The sequence below is a fragment of the Pseudomonas parasichuanensis genome, assembly GCF_021601385.1.
Lineage (GTDB): Bacteria > Pseudomonadota > Gammaproteobacteria > Pseudomonadales > Pseudomonadaceae > Aquipseudomonas > Aquipseudomonas parasichuanensis.
In genome coordinates this window covers 91,107-108,351 of the sequence record NZ_BQHO01000003.1, presented here as the reverse complement: position 1 = coordinate 108,351, position 17,245 = coordinate 91,107, and the positions used below count along the sequence as shown (strand labels likewise).

The window sequence follows — 17,245 nt, the reverse complement described above, 5'->3', positions numbered from 1 at the left end:
CGGACAGGCAAAAACGCAGGGATCGGCCTAGCCTGTAGGAGGGTTCCCGACAGGAGGTGGCAGATGTTGCATGCGATCCTCGCCGCGCTGCTGAGCGCCGCCCCCCCCATGGCCGATGCCGCCGGCCAGCAGGCCGGCCCCCTCACGCCTGCGCCCGGTGCGCCCGGCACCGCGACCCCCACGCCGTATCCGCAGATCACCCCGAGCACGCCGCCCAAGGCCGGCGCCAACCGCCCCGGTGCACCGCTGTTACCGCCCATGCCGGTGCCCGGGCCGCCGAAGGATCAGCCATTGCCCGGGTTGAACCAGGACCCGCCGAAAGCCCCGGCCAAGGGCGACTAGACCTGGCGGGCCAGGCTTTGCCCGTCCTGCATACGCAAGCGCTTGGACAACGCCACCGCCAGGGCGCGGATGATCCGTGCGGCGATGCGCGGCGCGTCCATCAGCATCTTTTCCAGTGAGTCCTTGCCCAGGGTGAGCAGTTGGCAGTCGCTGGCCGCCACGCAGGTGGCCGAGCGCCGCTCACCGTCGAGCACGGCCATCTCGCCGAAGGCACGGCCTTTACGCAGGGTGGCGATTTCTACCAAGACGCCTGTGGCGTCGGTCTTGCGTACCGAGACCACGCCGCGATGGAGGATGCACATGAAGGTGCCGGCATCGCCTTCGCTGAAAATGGTCTGGCCTTCGGTGATGGTGGTGAGGCTGAAATAGCCGGCGGCAGTGAGGTAGTCGCCGGGTTGCAGGGTATCGAACTGGCCGCAGTCCATGAGCATGTCGCGGATTTCGGCGTTGAGGTGGGATTGGTCGGGCATGTGTTGTTGTTCTCACCGGAGGTTGTACTTGAGATCGCCGGGGCTGCTGCGCAGCCCTTTCGCGGCACAAGGCCGCTCCTACAGAGGGATTGCGTTCTACCTGTAGGAGCGGCCTTGTGCCGCGAAACGAGGGCAGAGCCCTCGCCATTGCCAACCCTATGACAACCAAAAACGCGTTTTACACCACGCCCAGCTCATTGAAGACGAACGCATATTCCAGCGCCACGTCACGCAGCCCCTGGTAGCGCCCGCTCATGCCGCCATGGCCGGCGCCCATCTCGGTCTTGAGCAACAGCAGGTTGCTGTCGGTCTTGTGCGTGCGCAGGCGCGCCACCCACTTGGCCGCTTCCCAGTACTGCACGCGGCTGTCGTTGTAGCCGGCAATCACCAGCATGGCCGGGTAGGCCCGGGCCTTGACGTTCTCGTAAGGCGCGTAGGCCTTGATCCGCTCATAGACCTCGGGCTCCTCGGGGTTGCCCCACTCGTCGTATTCGGTGACGGTCAGCGGCAGCTCCGGGTCGAGCATGGTGTTGAGCACGTCGACGAACGGCACTTCGGCGATGGCGCAACGGAACAGTTCCGGGCGCAGGTTGAGCACCGCGCCCATCAGCAGGCCGCCGGCGCTGCCACCGCTGATGGCCAGGCGATCACGGGCGGTGACGCCCTCGCTGATCAAGTGCTCGGCGCAGGCGATGAAGTCGTCGAAGCTGTTGTGCTTGTGTTCCTGCTTGCCGGCCCGGTACCAGGCTTCGCCCAGCTCGCCGCCGCCGCGCACATGGGCGATGGCGAAGGCCACGCCGCGCTCCAGCAGGCTCAGGCGGGCATGGGAGAACCACGGGTCGAGGCTTTCGCCGTAGGCGCCGTAGCCGTACAGATACAGCGGCACGGTCTTGTCCAGGTCGGCGCGCCGGCGCACCAGGCTGATCGGCACCCGCGTGCCGTCCTTGGCCACTGCCCACAGGCGCTGGCTGACATAGTCGTCGGCATCGAATGCGCCCAGCACCGGGGTCTGCTTGAGCACGGCCTGCTCGCCCGTGGCCAGCGCCAGCTGGCGCACCTGGGCCGGGCGGTTGAGGGCCTCGTAGCGCAAGCGGATGCGCGTGCTGGTGAACTCCAGGCTGTCCTGCACGTACAGGCTGTAGGCGGCGTCCGGCAGCTCCACGCGATAGGCCGGCAGCCCTTGCGGGCGCACCTCGATGATCGGCAGGCCGCCTTCGCGCAGGCTCAGGCTCAGGGCCGAAGCGTTGAGGCTCACGCCTTCGAGCATGATGTCGTCGCGGTGCGCCACCAGCAGCTGCCAGTCGGCGCGGGTCGGTACCTGTTCGGCCGGGGCGTGGTACAGGGCGAAGTTGATGCCGTCCTGGTTGCTGCGGATGAACCAGCGCCACTGGCCGTCGAGCTGGCCGTGGTCGGGGAAGTACTCGTGGCCTTCGACCCGTGGTGCCAGGCAGGCGAACGTGGCCTGCGGCGTGGCGGCGTCCAGCACCCAGGCCTCGCTGGTGGTCTTGCTGTTGAGCAGCAGCACCAACTGGCGCTCGGAGCTGGCGCGGTAGCAGTGCAGGAAGAAGCGCCCGTCGGGCTCTTCGAACACGGTCGTGGCCTCGGCCTCGCCCAAGGTGTGGCGGCGCAGGCGCCAGGGGCGGTGGGTGTCGTCCAGTTCGGCGAAAAACAGTGTCTGGCTGTCGTTGGCCCAGGTCATGCTGCCGTCGCAGTCCTCGAAGGGCAGGGTGGTCAGCGCGCCGCTGGCCAGGTCCTTGACGTACAGGGTGTAGATTTCGTCGCCGCTGGTGTCGAGGCTGTAGGCCAGCAGGCGCTGGTCGGGGCTGACGTTGAACGCGCCGAGGGCCAGGAAGCCGCCGTTGGCCAGGGCGTTGGGGTCGAGCAGCAGCTCTTCGCGGCGTTCATCCACCGTGTTGCTGTCATCCGCCGGGCGCGGGCAGCGGTAGTGGCGCGGGTACTCGTCGCCGGCGGTGGTGCGGGTGTAGTACAGGTAGGGGCCCCAGGGCGAGGGCAGCGACAGGTCGGTCTCGAGGATACGGCCCTTGATCTCTTCGAACAGCTGTTCGCGCAGGGGCGCCTGGTCGGCCAGGCAGGCCTCCTGATAAGCGTTTTCCGCGTTCAGGTAGGCCAGTACCTCGGGGGTGTCGCGGTCTTGCAGCCAGGCGTAGGGGTCGGTGCCTTCGGCTTTGTGGGCAATTGGGGGGCAAGGGGCTTTGGGCATCTGGGATCTCTGTGATTGAGGCTACTGGCCTCTTCGCGGGTAAACCCGCTCCCACAGGTGCGCCGCCAAACCTGTGGGAGCGGGTTTGCCCGCGAAGAGGCCCTGACAGGCTTACTGCACCGTCGGGGGCGCCTGCGCCGGTAAAAGTGTTTATCATAGGCGTCTCTTTGCCTGGCATGCACGAACACCATGACCGAACACGACTATCTGCTGGCCTGGGGCCTCTACGCCGTCGCCGCCCTGGGCTGCCTGCTGGTGGCCTGCAAGCTCACCGGCTGGATGTGGCGCTGGCTGCGCGAGCCGCTGCGGGTGATCGTCGCCGTGCTGCTGTTCAGCCCGACCATCGTCGACCCGGTCAAGGACAGCTTCGCCCCGGCCATCGCCATCACCGCGCTGGACCTGGCCTTCAAGGTCGGCAACAACGCCTGGCGCGCCGCGTCTGACCTGGCCATGTACGGCATGATCGCCTTCGCCCTGTACATCGCGTTTGTGCTGATCCGCTGGCCGCTGGAAAAACGCGCCGGCGAGCGCCGTGCCCAGCGTGAAGCCGCGGCCCAGCGCCAGGCCAAGGAAGATGAAGAAGCGCTGGTCGAAGCCCCGGTGGCCGCCGACCGCAACGACCGCTACCGCGATGCCCCGGCACCTGCCCCCGTGCGCCGTTCCGGCCCGGGCCAGGGCCGCGTAGAACCCCGTCTGTAAGCCAGGAGCCGCGAGCATGTGCGAACTGCTGGGCATGAGTGCCAACGTCCCTACCGATATCGTCTTCAGTTTCACCGGCCTGATGCAGCGCGGCGGCCGCACCGGCCCGCACCGCGACGGCTGGGGCATCGGCTTCTACGAAGGGCGTGGCCTGCGCCTGTTCCAGGACCCGGCGGCGAGCTGCGAGTCGGAGGTGGCCAACCTGGTGCAGCGCTACCCGATCAAGAGCGAAGTGGTCATCGGCCATATCCGCCAGGCCAACGTCGGCCGGGTCTGCCTGTCCAACACCCACCCGTTCGTGCGCGAGCTGTGGGGTCGCAACTGGTGCTTCGCGCACAACGGCCAGCTGGGTGAGTTCAGCGGCCAACGCACCTTCTATCGTCCGATTGGCGACACCGACAGCGAAGCGGCCTTCTGCGACCTGCTCAACCGCGTGCGCGAAGCCTTCCCCGAGCCGGTAGAGATCGAGCAACTGCTGCCGGTGCTGGTCGAAGCCTGCGCCGAATACCGTGGCAAGGGCGTGTTCAACTGCCTGCTCAGCGACGGCGACTGGCTGTTCTGCTTCTGCTCCACCAAGCTGGTGCACATCACCCGCCGCGCCCCGTTCGGTGCGGCACGCTTGAAGGATGTCGACCTGATCGTCGATTTCCATACGCAAACCACCCCCAACGACGTGGTCACGGTGATCGCCACCGAAGCCCTGACCGAGAACGAGACCTGGAACCGCTACGAGCCGGGCCAATGGGGCCTGTGGCGCCATGGTGAGTGCGTCGCCCACGGCCAGAGCTAAGGACGCTCCATGTTCAGAAGCTACCTGCGTTTGCTGTTGTTCACCTTCGGCCTGCTGGCCGGTATCCAGGTGCCCGGGCTGGTCAAGGACTACAGCCAGCGGGTCGAGGCGCACCTGCTGGAGTCGCGCCAGGCGCTCGACGGCTTCCGCCAGACCGCCCAGCGTTTCTTCAACGGCGACCTGCAGGCGTTGGTGCAGCATTACCGCAGCAGCGACGACCCGGTGTTCAACAGCGATGCCAACAGTATCGAAAGCCTGTTGATCCGCAACCAACTACTGGAGCACGAGTGGCAGGCGCTGCAAGGCTCGTGGGTGAGCCGCACCTGGCATGTGCTGGTACAGCCGGAGCCGGCGCTGCGTGAAGAGACGCTCAAGGGCTACAGCTACCAGATCCTGCTGGTGCCCGAGGCGATCGGCTGGGGGATTGGCGCAGGCTTCGTGCTGGCGTTCGTGGTCGAGAGCCTGTTGCTGCTGGTTGGCTGGGTGATCATGGGTGGGCGGCGCAAGGTGGTCAAAGAGAGCTGGCGCTGACACTGCAGGGGGCCGCCCTGCGGCCCTTTCGCCGGCAAGCCGGCTCCCGCCCCGACCGCGCCATTCTCAAGACTTGCGCTGTACCTGTGGGAGCCGGCTTGCCGGCGATGAGGCCGGTAAAGGCGAGCAATGCCCTCAGATCAACACAATCCGCTGCCCCCCCACATCCCGCGCATAGCGTTCCAGCACCTGTCGGCAAACCCCCACCACTTCATCCACCAGCGCCACCCCGGTCTGCCAGGCCACCACCAGCTCCAGGCTCGGTGGCGGCTGCAACCCCTCCAGCAGCACCAGTTCACCCCGGCTCAACTCGCTGTCCACCAGCGCCGGCGGCAGCGCGCCGATGCCGAAGCCATCGCGCAGCAAGCGGGTGATCGCCGCCACCGAGTTCACGCAGTTCAACCGCGGCGTCTGCGCCCCGGCACCTTGTAACAGGCTGAGCACCTCCTGGTGAGGCCGTGAGTTCTTCGAGAAAGTGACGATGCGTTCGCGCCCCAGTTCAGCCAGCGAGCCGTAGTCGCGGTGGTGGATGGAGCCTGCGGCAACGATCCAGCCCATGGGATAGCGCGCCAGGTCCAGGCTGCGGATCGACGGCTCGCGCAGCAGGTCGGTCTGCAGGATCACGTCGAGAAAGCCCTTGTGCAGCTGTTCGCGCAGGTTCAGCGCGGTGTCGGCCACCAGTTCGATCTCCACCTGCGGGTAGCGCTCGGTCAGCTCCGCCACCAGCGCGCTCATCCAGGTGTGGATCACCGTGTCCATCACCCCCAGGCGAATCCGCCCGGTCTTGGCCCGGTCGCTGTCCAGCGACTGCTTCATGGCCTTGGCGGTGTCGAGCATGCGCTCGGCGTATTCGAGCACCTTGCCGCCCTCGGGCGTCAGGCTGACCCCGCGCGAATCGCGCAGCAGCAGCTTCACCCCAAGGTCGGCCTCCAGCGCGGCGATGCGGCTGGACACCGAGGCCTGGGTGGTGAACAGCTTCTCGGCGGTGAGGCGGAAGCTCTTGAGCCGGGCGACCCAGACGAAGGTTTCGAGGAAACGAAGGTTCATGATCAGTTTTTCTTGTTCCAGACCGGCGGATTTTCTCGTTGGACGCGTGAAGCGTTGGCTCTGAACATGGCAATCAGGCCGCGACCTCGACGTCGCCCGTAAAACAATACCAACAAGCCGAGGCATACATGAACCCGACCGGCGTGCAGCAGCAGGCCCCCGCCCGATCTTCGAGCGGCCCCTTCGCCTGGTACCGCGACATCGACTCCCAGCAACGACGCACCTTCTGGAGCTGCAAGATCGGCTATGGCCTGGATGGCATGGACACCCAGATGCTCAGTTTCGTGGTGCCCACCCTGATCATGCTCTGGGGCATCAGCACCACCGAGGCCGGGCTGATCCACACCAGCACGCTGATCGCCTCGGCCCTGGGCGGCTGGATCGCCGGCATCCTCTCCGACCGCATCGGCCGGGTACGCACCCTGCAACTGACGGTGCTGTGGTTCGCCTTCTTCACCTTCCTGTGTGGCTTCGCCCAGAACTACGAGCAACTGCTGATCGCCCGCACCCTGATGGGCTTCGGCTTCGGCGGCGAGTGGACCGCCGGCGCGGTGCTGATCGGCGAGGTGATCCGCGCCCAGGACCGCGGCAAGGCGGTGGGCATGGTGCAATCGGGCTGGGCCATCGGCTGGGGCCTGACCGCCATCCTCTATGCGCTGCTGTTCTCCTGGCTGCCACCCGAACAAGCCTGGCGCGCGCTGTTCCTGCTCGGCCTGCTGCCGGCGCTGTTCGTGATTTTCGTGCGCCGCCTGGTCAAGGACCCGGAGGTCTACCGCCAAGCCAAGGCCGCTGAAACTGCCGCCGAACCCTTGCATTTCTACGAGATCTTCGCTCCCGGCATGCTCTGGATTACCGTGCGCGCCTCGCTGCTGACCACCGGTGCGCTGGGTGGTTACTACGCCATCACCTCGTGGCTGCCGACCTTCCTCAAGAACGAACGTGGCCTGAGCGTGCTCGGCACTGGCGGTTACCTGGCCACGGTGATCGTCGGTTCCTACATCGGCTACGTGGTCAGCGCTTACCTGTCCGACCTGCTGGGGCGCAAGAAGAACTTCATCCTGTTCGCCGTGGGTTCGTTCGTGATCGTACTGCTGTACACCCAACTGCCGGTCAGCGATGGCGTGATGCTGTGGCTGGGCTTGCCGCTGGGCTTCTTCGCCTCGGGCATCTTCAGCGGCATGGGTGCGTTCCTGACCGAACTGTTCCCCACCCGCATCCGCGGCTCGGGGCAGGGCTTCTGCTACAACATCGGCAAGGTCTTCGCGGCATTGTTCCCACTGCTGATCGGCCTGCTCAGCCAGAAAATACCCCTGGGCCTTGGCATTGGCGCCTTCGCCGCGGTGTCCTACGGCGTGGTGATCCTGGCGGCGCTGAGCCTGCCGGAAACCCGCGGCAAACAACTGCAGGCACGCTAAGGTAGGCAGCATGAACATCGACACGGGAATCAGCCAAGTGAAGCGCCTGCTACTCAATTGCGACATGGGCGAGAGTTTCGGCAGCTGGCGCATGGGCCTGGATGCCGAAGTGATGCCGTACATCGATTGCGCCAACATCGCCTGCGGTTACCACGCCGGCGACCCAGGCACCATGCGCCGCACCGTGGCCCTGGCGCTGGAGCATGGCGTGACCCTTGGCGCGCACCCGGCCTACCCGGACCTGGTGGGTTTCGGGCGCCGCTCCATGGCCTGCAGCAATGAAGAAATCCGCGACCTGCTGCACTACCAGATCGGCGCGCTGGACGGCATCTGCAAGGTGCTGGGCAGCCGGGTGGCCTACATCAAGCCCCATGGCGCGCTGTACAACGACATGATGGCCGACCCGCATAAGCTGCGTGCCGTGCTCGAAGCCGTGGCCGCGTACGACAGCAGCCTGCCGCTGATGCTCATGGCCACCGCCGACAACAGCGCCGCCCAGGCCCTGGGCGACGAAATCGGCGTGCCGCTGTGGTTCGAAGCCTTCGCCGACCGCGCCTACACCGCCAGCGGCCACCTGGTGTCGCGGCGCCTGCCGGGCGCGGTGCACCACGACCCGGCGCGGGTGGTCGAGCAGGCGTTGCGCCTGGCCCGGGGTGAAGCACTGGTGGCCGATGACGGCAGCGCCGTGCGCCTGAACGCCAGCACCCTGTGCGTGCATGGCGACAACGAAAGCTCCGTGGCCGCCGTACGCCAGATCCGCCAGGCCCTCGACGCGCTGGAGCTGCCATGACGCCGCGTATCGAGGTGGTGGGGTTCGACAGCCTGATGGTGCGCCTGTTTGATGCCATCGACGAAGCCAACATGCCGTGGATCCTCGCCGCCAGCCAACGCCTGCAGGCGGTGTTCGGCGCGCAACTGATCGACCTGGTGCCGTCCTATACCACGCTGATGGTGCAGTTCGACCTGGCACCGACCGACGCGCGCCAACGCATTGTGCAAGCCTTCGAAGGCTTGCAGCCGGACCCCGGCACCGCCGGGCGGCGCCACGAAATCCCGGTGTGGTACCACGCCAGCGTTGGCCCTGAACTGCCGCTGCTGGCCGCCCGCAGCGGGCTGAGTGAAGCCGAGGTGATCGGCCTGCACAGCGGCCGCGACTATCCGGTCTTCGCCTTGGGCTTTGCCCCCGGCTTCGGCTTCATGGGCCTGGTGGACGAGCGCCTGGCCAGCCCGCGCCTGAGCACCCCGCGCAAGCGCGTGGCGGCGGGTAGCGTGGGCATCGCCGAGCGCCAGACGGCCGCATATCCTGCGGTATCGCCGGGCGGCTGGAACCTGATCGGGCGCACCCCGGTGCGCCTGTTCGACCGTGAGCGCGAAGGCTACAGCCTGCTGCAGCCGGGCGACCGGGTACGTTTCGTGGCGGTTGATCGCCGAGAATTCATTACGCTGGGCGGCGACGACAGCCCGTTGGAGGCCCAGGCATGAGCCAGTTGCGGATCGAGGCCAGCACTGCGCTGTGCCTGTTGCAGGATGCCGGGCGTTTCGGCGTGCGCCACCTGGGGGTGACCCAGGGCGGGGCGCTGGATTGGGTGGCCATGCGTTGGGCCAACTGGCTGCTGGGCAATGACCTGGACAGCGCGGTGGTCGAAATCGCCCTGGGCGGTTTCAGCGTGGTTGCCGAACAGGACTGCGTGCTGGCGTTGGCCGGTGCCGACCTGGATGCGCGTATCGATGAGCAGCCCGTGGTGCCTTGGCGTAGCTTCCGGCTGGGCAAGGGCCAGTGCCTGAGCTTGCGCCAGCCGCGCCAGGGTGTGCGCGCCTATTTGGCGGCGCCGGGTGGGTTCCGGGGCGAGCAGGTGTTGGGCAGTTGTGCCACGGTGGTCCGCGAGGAACTGGGCGGCATCGATGGGCAGGGCAGGGCGCTGGCCAAGGGGCAGACACTGATGTTCGGCGGTGAGTTGCCCGAGCCGCGGGACGTGCCCGAAGCACTGCGTCCGGTGTATGCGGACAAGCCGGTGTTGGACTTGGTGATGGGCGCGCAGATCGGTGATTTCAGCGGCACCAGCTTGTTCGAAGCGTTCAACCGCGACTGGGCCCTGGACAGCCGCGCCGACCGCATGGGCATCCGCCTGTTGGGGCCGCAGTTGGTATACCAGGGCGCGCCGATGATTTCCGAGGGCATCCCGCTGGGCGCGGTGCAGGTGCCGCCGGACGGGCAACCGATCGTGCTGCTCAATGATCGGCAGACCATTGGTGGCTATCCGCGGCTGGGGTCATTGACGCCGCTGGCGTTGGCGCAACTGGCGCAGTGCATGCCGGGGGCGGTGGTGCGGTTTCGGGCGGTGGTGCAGGACGAGGCTTGGCAGGAGCAGCAGGCGTACCTGCAACGCTGGCGGTGAGCGTACGGGCCCTATCGACGTCAAGCCAGCGATAGGGCCCGTGCAGCCACAAAGGATCAGAACGGAGCAGGGCACTCGAACTTCAACCGCTCCCCGCTGACAGGGTGGGTAAAGCTCAGCATCGAGGCATGCAGGCACAGCCGCTCATGGGCCGCCAGCGCCTCGGGGTTGGCATACAAGCGGTCCCCCAGCAGCGGGTGGCCGATCGACAGCATATGCACACGCAACTGGTGCGAGCGCCCGGTGATCGGCGTCAGTTCCACCCGGCAATGGTTGTCGCAGCGTTCGATGATGCGCCAGAAGGTCAGGGCGTGCTTGCCTTGCTCATGGTCGACCACGTGGCGCGGCTTGGTCGGCGGGTCATAGCGCAGCGGCAGGTCGATGCTGCCGCTGTCAAGCGTCGGTTGGCCCCAGCACAGCGCGGTATAGGCCTTTTCCGTCTCGCGGTCGTGGAACTGGCGCGACAGCTCGCGGTGGCTGTCGGCGTCACGGGCGAGCAGGATGATGCCCGAGGTTTCCCAGTCCAGGCGGTGGACGATCAGCGCGTCGGGGTAGCCGTTTTCCTGCAGGCGGGTGATCAGGCAGTCCTTGTTGTCCTCGGCGCGGCCCGGCACCGACAGCAGCAGGGTCGGCTTGTTGATCACCAGGATGGCGGCGTCTTCGTGAAGGATCTGGATGTTCGACAGCGGCATTGCTAGGTCTCAGTGAATGTTGGAAAGCACTGGGGCCGCTGTGCGGCCCATCGCCGGCAAGCCGGCTCCCACAGGTTGCACAGATCCCTGTGGGAGCCGGCTTGCCGGCGATGGGCTGCAGAGCAGCCCCAATGATCACAGCCCGATGTGCGAATCAGCGATCAGGCAGGGTGATGTTCAGTTCCAGAATCGAGCAGCTGCCCTGGTTTTCCAGTTCGATCTGCACGTCATCATTGCCGATGTTGACGTACTTGCGAATCACCTCGACCAGCTCCTTCTGCAGGGCAGGCAGGTAGTCCGGGGTGCTGCGCTGGCCACGCTCGTGCGCCACGATGATCTGTAGACGCTCTTTCGCTACCGACGCGCTGCTCTGTTTCTGTCTGCCACGAAAGAAGTCAAAAAGGTTCATGGTTTATTTGCCTCCAAACAGGCGTGCGAAGAATCCTTGCTTCGGCACTTCGATGAACCGCAGTGGCTTGGGCTTGCCCAGCAGGCGGTCGACGGTGTCGCTGTACGCCTGGCCGGCATCGCTCTGGTCGTCGAGGATGACCGGGATGCCCTGGTTGGACGCCTTGAGCACTGCCTGGGATTCGGGAATGACACCCAGCAGTTCGACCGAGAGGATTTCCTTGACGTCTTCGACGCCCAGCATTTCGCCTTTCTCGACACGCTCCGGGTGGTAGCGGGTGATCAGCAGGTGTTCCTTGATCGGGTCTTCACCTTTCTCGGCGCGCTGCGACTTGCTCGACAGCAGGCCGATCATGCGGTCGGAGTCACGTACCGAGGAGACTTCCGGGTTGGTCACGACGATGGCTTCGTCGGCGAAGTACATCGCCAGGTGCGCACCTTTTTCGATACCGGCCGGCGAGTCGCAGACGACGAAGTCGAACTGCTCCTTGAGTTCCATCAGGACCTTTTCCACGCCTTCCTTGGTCAGCGCGTCCTTGTCGCGGGTCTGGCTCGCGGCCAGCACGTACAGGTTTTCGAGGCGTTTGTCCTTGATCAGGGCCTGCTGCAGGTTGGCTTCGCCGTTGACCACGTTGACGAAGTCGTACACCACGCGGCGTTCGCAGCCCATGATCAGGTCGAGGTTACGCAGGCCGACGTCGAAGTCGACGATGACAGTCTTGTGCCCACGCAGTGCGAGGCCGGTACCGATGGCGGCGCTGGTGGTGGTCTTGCCCACACCACCCTTGCCGGAAGTCACCACGAGAATCTTGGACAAGGCGTTTCACCCCTAAATAAGTCGGGACAAGAGGTCCCTGCAAATACAAAAAACGGCAACGGTAAAAAAGTTGCGCTAAAAATGCCGGCAAGTATCCGTTAAAGACGGGTGATGTTCAACACGTCACCGGACAGGCTGACCTGCACGCCCGAGCCCCACAGCGGGTCGCGGCGCAAGTCTTCGCACACTTTGTACTGGCCGGCGATGGAGACCATTTCCGCGGTCATCTGCTGGCAGAAGATGCGCGCCTTGGTATTGCCCTTGATCCCCGCCAGGGCCCGGCCGCGCATGGCGCCGTACACATGGATGTTGCCGTCGGCAAGAAGTTCCGCGCCTGGGCTGACGGAGCCGGTGACCACCAGGTCGCCGCCCTGGGCATAGATCTGCTGGCCGCCGCGCACCGTGGTGGTGATGATGCGCGTCGGGCGCACCTCGGGTTCGGCCGGCGGCGGTGGCGGAGCTGGTTCAGGCGCTTTCACTTCCGGCTCCGGCTCCAGCGGGCGCTCGCGGGCACCGGACGGCGGCAGCACCGGCAAGTCGATGGCGATCGCCGCGGCGATGTCCTCGATGCGGTTGGCGCGGATCGCCAGGGTGCGCAGGCCATGGTGGCGGCAGACGCGCATCAACCCGGGCAGGTCGATGGCGCCCTCGTCAGGGGGCAGCTTGTCCAGGGCCAGCACCAGCGGCGTGTTGCTGAAGAAATTCGGCGCCTGCGCCACCTTGGCCGCCAACTGGCGGTCGAGGGATTCGAGGTCGTTGCGCGCCAGTTCCAGCACGGTGATGGCAAGCATGCTGCCCTTGAGCTGGAACACGGGGGCGTTGTCGGGTGTCTGGTTAGGGCTCATGGTCTGCATAGACGGCTTGTTGCGAAAAAAGTGCCCTGACTTATAGCGATAAGACCGATTGCCCGCAACCGATGTAGAATGCCCGGCCCTTGTCTTGCCGGAAGCTTCAATGGAACGCCCGCGTTTTCGCCCCTATTTTCTCCACCCGCGATTCTGGGCCCTGTGGCTTGGCCTGGGGCTGCTGTGGCTGGTCGCCCAGTTGCCCTACCGCGCCCTGCTCGGGCTCGGCCGCGCCCTCGGTGCGGTGATGTACCGGGCGGCCGGCGAACGTCGGCGCATTGCCGCACGCAACCTTGAACTGTGCTTCCCGGCGCTTTCCGGCGACGAACGGCAGCGCCTGCTCAAGGAAAACTTCGCTTCCACCGGCATCGCCTTCTTCGAAATGGCCATGAGCTGGTGGTGGCCACAGGCCCGCCTGGCGCGCCTGGCGCACATCGAGGGCATCGAGCACCTGCAGGCTGCCCAGCGTGAAGGGGAGGGCGCGATCCTCATGGCCGTGCACTTCACCACCCTGGAGATCGGCGCCGCGCTGCTGGGCCAGGTCCACACCATCGACGGCATGTACCGCGAGCACGGCAACCCGGTGTTCGACTTCATCCAGCGCCGTGGCCGCGAGCGCCACAACCTCGATTCGCTGGCGGTGGAGCGCGACGATGTGCGCGGCATGCTCAAGCTGCTGCGCAAGGGCCGGGCGATCTGGTATGCGCCCGACCAGGACTACGGCATCAAGCAAAGCATCTTCGTGCCGCTGTTCGGCATCCAGGCCGCCACCGTTACCGCCACCAGCAAGTTCGCCCGGTTGGGCAAGGCCCGGGTGATCCCGTTCACCCAGAAGCGCCTGGAAGATGGCAGCGGCTATCGTCTGGTGGTGCACCCGCCGCTCGAAGGCTTCCCGGGCGAGACCGAAGAGGCCGACTGCCTGCGCATCAACCAGTGGGTCGAAGGGGTGTTGCGCGAGTGCCCGGAGCAATACCTGTGGGCGCACCGGCGGTTCAAGTCGCGGCCTGAGGGTGAGCCGCGGCTGTACGACAAGAAGAAAAAATGAGAACCATCGCGGGGCAAGCCCGCTCCCACGTAGGTGTACCCAACGTGGGAGCGGGCTTGCCCCGCGATGGTCATTCAGGAAGAAATCGATGACCCCCACCACCGGCCTGATCCTCTCCGGCGGCGGCGCCCGCGCCGCCTACCAGGTCGGCGTGCTCGCCGGCATCGCCGAGCTGCTGCCGCCCGGCGCGGCCAACCCGTTTCCGGTGATCGTCGGCACCTCCGCCGGTGCCATCAACGCGGTCAAGCTGGCCAGCGGCGCCACCCGCTTCGCCGAATCGGTGCAGCACCTGACCAGCTTCTGGCAGAACTTTCGCAGCCACCTGGTGCTGCGCAGCGACTGGCCCGGGGTGATTCGCCAGGCCAGCCGTTTCGTCAGCCACAGCCTGCTGGGCCTGGGCGGCTCGGTGCCGGTGGCATTGCTCGACAGCCGCCCGTTGCGCAAGTTGCTGCACCAGCATCTGGACATGGACGGCATTGCCCATTCGCTGGCCGCCAATCAGCTGCGCGCCATCGCCGTGACCGCTTTCGGTTATGAGTCCGGCCAGGCGGTGACCTTCTACCAGGGCCGCGACACCATCGAGCCCTGGCTGCGCCACCGGCGCATCGGCATGCCCACGCCGCTGACCATCGACCATCTGTTGGCCAGCTCGGCCATCCCGCTGTTGTTCGCCCCGGTGCGGCTCGGCGAGGAGTTTTTTGGCGACGGCGCGGTGCGTCAGTCGGCGCCGATCAGCCCGGCCCTGCACCTGGGCGCCAGCCGCGTGCTGGTGGTGGGCGTCAGTGGCAACCCGCAGCGCCCGGCGCCGCCGCTGCCCACCCAGCGGGTGTTCAGCGGCCAGCAGCCGAGCCTGGCGCAGATCGGCGGGCACATGCTCAACAGCACCTTCATCGACAGCCTGGAAGACGATATCGAGCTGCTGCAACGCCTCAACCACCTGAGCCATATGTTGCCGGCGCACCTCGACGCCCGGCGCCTGGGCCTGGCGCCGATCGAGGTGCTGGTGGTGGCGCCAAGCCAGCCGCTGGACGAGATCGCCGCCCGGCACCGGCGCGAGTTGCCGGCGGCGCTAAGGCTGTTCCTGCGCGGGCCGGGGGCGACCAAGACCAGCGGGGCGGGGGTGCTCAGCTACCTGCTGTTCGAGTCGAGCTATTGCAGCGAGCTGATCGAACTGGGGCGCAAGGATGCGTTGGCCAAGAAGCGCGAGTTGTGCCAGTTCCTCGGCTTGCCGGGCTGAGAGATCTCCTTGTAGGAGCGGCCTTGTGCCGCGATAGGGCTGCAAAGCAGCCCCAGCGATATGTGCATCGCTGCAAGGTCAGGGACCGCTGCGTAGCCCTATCGCGGCACAAGGCCGCTCCTACAGGGCCGCGCTGGCGTCATTCGGCAATCTGCAACTTGCGCGCCTGGGTGTACACGTACCGCAGCTTTTCATACTCGAACGGCGAGTTGGTCTGGCCATAGCTGAAGTTGGTGCTGTTGCGCTTGTCGATGGCCCGCAGCACGGTGATCTCTGCATGCTCTTCGGCGGTTTCCGGCACATTCAGGTAGTTGACCGCCTCTTCGCCCACGTAATCCACCACCAGCCCGGTGGTGTCGCGCAGGTTCGACGGCCCGAGGATCGGCAGCATGATGTACGGCCCCTCCGGCACGCCATAGAAGCCAAGCGTCTGGCCAAAGTCCTCGCTCTGGCGTGGCAGGCCCATGCTGGTCGCCGGGTCCCACAGCCCGCCGACCCCGATGATGGTGTTGAACATCAGCCGCGCGGTGATTTCTGCCGAGCGTTTGGCCTTGAGCTGGAACACGCTGTTGAACAGGTTCGGCACATCGCCCAGGTTGTTGAAGAAGTTGTTCACCCCGGTGCGCACGAAGCTTGGGGTGATATAGCGGTAGCCATCGACCACCGGCAGGAACACCCACTGGTCGAAACGGTAGTTGAAGTGGTAGATGCGCCGGTTCATCGACTCCAGCGGGTCATAGATGTTCAACGCGGCCAGGGTCGAGCGCTCGAATTCGCGCTGGTCCAGGCCGGGGTTGAATTTCAGTTCGCGCAGCGGGTCGAGGAACCCATCGGGCTCCGCCGTGAGGCCCGGGGCCTTGTCGGCCTCGACCACGCTGGCCCGGGGCGCGACTTCCTCGGCCAGGGCGCAGCCGCTGGCGAGCAGGGCGGTGACGAGCAGCAGTCGGTTAACCACGGAAGAACTCCAGCATGGCGTCGCTGTTGACGCGGTAATTGAGGTTGCCGCAATGGCCGCCGTGGGGGTACAGGGTCAGGCGCTCACCGAACACCCGGCGCAGGAAACCGATGTCGCCCGGGCCAAGGATCACGTCGTCGGCGTTGTGCATCACGGCGATCTTCGGGCTCTCATGCAGATAGTCGGCGAGGGCGTACAGGCTGACCTGGTCGATCAGCTGCAGCAGGCTGTTGCCGTCGGTGCGCGCGCGCCACATGGGGATCACCTGCTCGGTCAGGTAGCAGTCGAAGTCGCACTGCAGGGCACGCTTGAAGAACGGCGTGAGGCTGGTGGTTTCGGTGATCGGGTATTTCGGCGGGATGATCAGGCCGCGGCGGTTGATCAGGTCGGAGGTGAAGGCGATGTCGGCTGCCGAGAAGCGGAACGAGGTGCCGATCAGCATGGCCATCTGTTCGTTGGACAGGTGCTGGCGCGACTGCTGGAAGTCATACAGCAGGGCTTCGTTGAGGTCGATGTAGCCCTTGTCCTGGAAGTAGCGGGTGAGCTTTTCCAGCATCAGCTCGTAGAACGTGGTGCTCTTGTCGATGCCCTTGACGCGGGTCTGCACCAGTTTGTCCAGGTTGCTGATCGAGGTGTACAGGTTGACCGGCGGGTTGAGCAGCAGCACGCGCTTGAAGTTGAAGCTGCGCCGGGTTTCGTCCAGCTTGCTGACGAACGCTGCATCCAGCGCCCCCAGGCTGTAGCCGGTCAGGTAGTACTCGCTGACCGGCAGGCGCGGGTGCTGGGCGCGAACGGCCTGCATGACCCGGTACAGGTCCTTGGCGTCCTCGGCACTTACCCCGGGCGTGGCGAAGCGCGAAGCGGCGCTCATGAAGTCGTAGCTGGTGGGGGAGGACAGCTGCACCACGTGGTAGCCGGCCTGATAGAACAACTTTTTCAGGTATTCGTTGATCGAGCTGAAGTAGGGCGCGCCGGTACCGGCGATGAGGAAGATCAGCGGCGCCTCGTGGTCCTGCTTGGCCAGGCGGTAGCGCAGTTTTTTCACCGACCAGAAGTTGTCCGGCAGGGTGAACTCGCGTTCCGGGCGCAGGGTGAGGCTGTAGTCGTCCTGGTTGATTTCATCGTCACTGGGCAGCGTCGGGCGCTGGTCAGGCGGCGTGGTGGCGATGGTCGCCTCGAATGGGTTGGTCAACGGGTAGCCGTAACTCGCGGCATCGATATCCCGCGCCGAAGCGGCCGCAGCCATGAGCAAGCCACCGAGCAGGGCGGCGAGGCGCAAAGATCGAAGCATGTAGTCCCCCAGAAAAACGCAAGGTCGTGCAATTTGTACGCAGG

Annotated in this window: 19 protein-coding genes; 10 read left to right on the top strand and 9 right to left on the bottom strand. The window is 65.9% G+C overall.

The features are described 5' to 3' along the window. Positions 1-63: 63 nt before the first annotated feature. Positions 64-342 carry a hypothetical protein gene (locus L6D77_RS03430; protein ID WP_232880716.1) on the top strand — a complete coding sequence of 93 codons (279 nt, stop codon included), beginning with the start codon at positions 64-66 and terminating at the stop codon, positions 340-342. Here the strand turns inward: L6D77_RS03430 and L6D77_RS03425 are convergent. Together L6D77_RS03425 and L6D77_RS03420 are read right to left on the bottom strand one after the other, a co-directional pair. Beyond that, positions 339-812: a cyclic nucleotide-binding domain-containing protein gene (locus tag L6D77_RS03425; protein WP_232880718.1), complete on the bottom strand. Its 474-nt coding sequence runs from the start codon at positions 810-812 to the stop codon at positions 339-341. The genes L6D77_RS03430 and L6D77_RS03425 overlap by 4 nt on opposite strands. 178 nt (positions 813-990) lie before the next feature. After that, positions 991-3,033 (bottom strand): S9 family peptidase, encoded by a 2,043-nt coding sequence (locus L6D77_RS03420; protein ID WP_232880720.1) that lies wholly within the window; start codon positions 3,031-3,033, stop codon positions 991-993. 189 nt (positions 3,034-3,222) lie between these two features. Here L6D77_RS03420 and L6D77_RS03415 point away from each other — a divergent pair, with 189 nt between their 5' ends. The 3 genes from L6D77_RS03415 to L6D77_RS03405 are packed head-to-tail and all read left to right on the top strand — an operon-like array spanning position 3,223 to position 5,053. Beyond that, positions 3,223-3,732: an MFS transporter gene (locus L6D77_RS03415; RefSeq protein WP_232880721.1), complete on the top strand. Its 510-nt coding sequence runs from the start codon at positions 3,223-3,225 to the stop codon at positions 3,730-3,732. Between the two features lie 16 nt (positions 3,733-3,748). Next, positions 3,749-4,522: a class II glutamine amidotransferase gene (locus tag L6D77_RS03410; protein ID WP_232880723.1), complete on the top strand. Its 774-nt coding sequence runs from the start codon at positions 3,749-3,751 to the stop codon at positions 4,520-4,522. 9 nt (positions 4,523-4,531) lie between these two features. After that, complete coding sequence (locus tag L6D77_RS03405) at positions 4,532-5,053, top strand: DUF2937 family protein (RefSeq protein WP_232880725.1); 522 nt, start codon at positions 4,532-4,534, stop codon at positions 5,051-5,053. 135 nt (positions 5,054-5,188) lie between these two features. Here L6D77_RS03405 and L6D77_RS03400 read toward each other — a convergent pair whose 3' ends face one another. Next, a complete protein-coding gene (locus L6D77_RS03400; protein ID WP_232880727.1) occupies positions 5,189-6,100 on the bottom strand; it encodes a LysR family transcriptional regulator in 912 nt (303 codons plus the stop codon). Positions 6,101-6,228: 128 nt separating this feature from the next. Between L6D77_RS03400 and L6D77_RS03395 the strand changes: the two genes are divergently transcribed. The 4 genes from L6D77_RS03395 to L6D77_RS03380 are packed head-to-tail and all read left to right on the top strand — an operon-like array spanning position 6,229 to position 9,911. Beyond that, positions 6,229-7,515, top strand: a complete 1,287-nt coding sequence (locus tag L6D77_RS03395; protein ID WP_232880729.1) for an MFS transporter — start codon at positions 6,229-6,231, stop codon at positions 7,513-7,515. A gap of 10 nt (positions 7,516-7,525) precedes the next feature. Continuing rightward, positions 7,526-8,305: a 5-oxoprolinase subunit PxpA gene (locus L6D77_RS03390; RefSeq protein ID WP_232880731.1), complete on the top strand. Its 780-nt coding sequence runs from the start codon at positions 7,526-7,528 to the stop codon at positions 8,303-8,305. Then, positions 8,302-8,997, top strand: coding sequence for a 5-oxoprolinase subunit PxpB (gene pxpB / locus L6D77_RS03385; protein WP_232880742.1), 696 nt, complete (start codon positions 8,302-8,304; stop codon positions 8,995-8,997). Before L6D77_RS03390 ends, pxpB begins: the two co-directional genes overlap by 4 nt. Then, a complete protein-coding gene (locus tag L6D77_RS03380; RefSeq protein WP_232880744.1) occupies positions 8,994-9,911 on the top strand; it encodes a 5-oxoprolinase subunit C family protein in 918 nt (305 codons plus the stop codon). Before pxpB ends, L6D77_RS03380 begins: the two co-directional genes overlap by 4 nt. Before the next feature lie 56 nt (positions 9,912-9,967). Here L6D77_RS03380 and L6D77_RS03375 read toward each other — a convergent pair whose 3' ends face one another. The 4 genes from L6D77_RS03375 to minC form a co-directional block, all read right to left on the bottom strand. Beyond that, the gene (locus L6D77_RS03375) at positions 9,968-10,603 is read right to left on the bottom strand and encodes an RluA family pseudouridine synthase (protein WP_232880746.1); all 636 of its coding nucleotides are present in this window, start codon (positions 10,601-10,603) and stop codon (positions 9,968-9,970) included. Between the two features lie 154 nt (positions 10,604-10,757). Next, positions 10,758-11,012: a cell division topological specificity factor MinE gene (minE, locus tag L6D77_RS03370; RefSeq protein WP_023631120.1), complete on the bottom strand. Its 255-nt coding sequence runs from the start codon at positions 11,010-11,012 to the stop codon at positions 10,758-10,760. 3 nt (positions 11,013-11,015) lie between these two features. Next, positions 11,016-11,828 (bottom strand): septum site-determining protein MinD, encoded by an 813-nt coding sequence (gene minD / locus L6D77_RS03365; RefSeq protein ID WP_232880759.1) that lies wholly within the window; start codon positions 11,826-11,828, stop codon positions 11,016-11,018. A gap of 98 nt (positions 11,829-11,926) precedes the next feature. Then, on the bottom strand, positions 11,927-12,682 hold the full coding sequence (gene minC, locus L6D77_RS03360; RefSeq protein WP_232880773.1) for a septum site-determining protein MinC: 756 nt from the start codon (positions 12,680-12,682) through the stop codon (positions 11,927-11,929). A gap of 100 nt (positions 12,683-12,782) precedes the next feature. Here minC and L6D77_RS03355 point away from each other — a divergent pair, with 100 nt between their 5' ends. Together L6D77_RS03355 and L6D77_RS03350 are read left to right on the top strand one after the other, a co-directional pair. Beyond that, positions 12,783-13,718, top strand: coding sequence for a lipid A biosynthesis lauroyl acyltransferase (locus L6D77_RS03355; protein ID WP_232880774.1), 936 nt, complete (start codon positions 12,783-12,785; stop codon positions 13,716-13,718). A gap of 88 nt (positions 13,719-13,806) precedes the next feature. Then, a complete protein-coding gene (locus L6D77_RS03350; RefSeq protein WP_232880788.1) occupies positions 13,807-14,955 on the top strand; it encodes a patatin-like phospholipase family protein in 1,149 nt (382 codons plus the stop codon). A gap of 139 nt (positions 14,956-15,094) precedes the next feature. Here L6D77_RS03350 and L6D77_RS03345 read toward each other — a convergent pair whose 3' ends face one another. Beyond that, entirely contained in the window at positions 15,095-15,910 is an 816-nt protein-coding gene (locus L6D77_RS03345; protein WP_232880790.1) for an MlaA family lipoprotein, read from the bottom strand. Further along, positions 15,903-17,201, bottom strand: a complete 1,299-nt coding sequence (locus L6D77_RS03340; protein WP_232880792.1) for an alpha/beta fold hydrolase family protein — start codon at positions 17,199-17,201, stop codon at positions 15,903-15,905. The genes L6D77_RS03345 and L6D77_RS03340 overlap by 8 nt, the downstream gene beginning before the upstream one ends. Between the last annotated feature and the right edge of the window lie 44 nt (positions 17,202-17,245).

Bases quoted from the DNA above. Each gene is read 5' to 3' on its own strand.
- L6D77_RS03430 (WP_232880716.1), top strand. From the start codon at position 64: ATGTTGCATGCGATCCTCGCCGCGCTGCTGAGCGCCGCCCCCCCCATG.
- L6D77_RS03425 (WP_232880718.1), bottom strand. From the start codon at position 812: ATGCCCGACCAATCCCACCTCAACGCCGAAATCCGCGACATGCTCATG.
- L6D77_RS03420 (WP_232880720.1), bottom strand. From the start codon at position 3,033: ATGCCCAAAGCCCCTTGCCCCCCAATTGCCCACAAAGCCGAAGGCACC.
- L6D77_RS03415 (WP_232880721.1), top strand. From the start codon at position 3,223: ATGACCGAACACGACTATCTGCTGGCCTGGGGCCTCTACGCCGTCGCC.
- L6D77_RS03410 (WP_232880723.1), top strand. From the start codon at position 3,749: ATGTGCGAACTGCTGGGCATGAGTGCCAACGTCCCTACCGATATCGTC.
- L6D77_RS03405 (WP_232880725.1), top strand. From the start codon at position 4,532: ATGTTCAGAAGCTACCTGCGTTTGCTGTTGTTCACCTTCGGCCTGCTG.
- L6D77_RS03400 (WP_232880727.1), bottom strand. From the start codon at position 6,100: ATGAACCTTCGTTTCCTCGAAACCTTCGTCTGGGTCGCCCGGCTCAAG.
- L6D77_RS03395 (WP_232880729.1), top strand. From the start codon at position 6,229: ATGAACCCGACCGGCGTGCAGCAGCAGGCCCCCGCCCGATCTTCGAGC.
- L6D77_RS03390 (WP_232880731.1), top strand. From the start codon at position 7,526: ATGAACATCGACACGGGAATCAGCCAAGTGAAGCGCCTGCTACTCAAT.
- pxpB (WP_232880742.1), top strand. From the start codon at position 8,302: ATGACGCCGCGTATCGAGGTGGTGGGGTTCGACAGCCTGATGGTGCGC.
- L6D77_RS03380 (WP_232880744.1), top strand. From the start codon at position 8,994: ATGAGCCAGTTGCGGATCGAGGCCAGCACTGCGCTGTGCCTGTTGCAG.
- L6D77_RS03375 (WP_232880746.1), bottom strand. From the start codon at position 10,603: ATGCCGCTGTCGAACATCCAGATCCTTCACGAAGACGCCGCCATCCTG.
- minE (WP_023631120.1), bottom strand. From the start codon at position 11,012: ATGAACCTTTTTGACTTCTTTCGTGGCAGACAGAAACAGAGCAGCGCG.
- minC (WP_232880773.1), bottom strand. From the start codon at position 12,682: ATGCAGACCATGAGCCCTAACCAGACACCCGACAACGCCCCCGTGTTC.
- L6D77_RS03355 (WP_232880774.1), top strand. From the start codon at position 12,783: ATGGAACGCCCGCGTTTTCGCCCCTATTTTCTCCACCCGCGATTCTGG.
- L6D77_RS03350 (WP_232880788.1), top strand. From the start codon at position 13,807: ATGACCCCCACCACCGGCCTGATCCTCTCCGGCGGCGGCGCCCGCGCC.
- L6D77_RS03340 (WP_232880792.1), bottom strand. From the start codon at position 17,201: ATGCTTCGATCTTTGCGCCTCGCCGCCCTGCTCGGTGGCTTGCTCATG.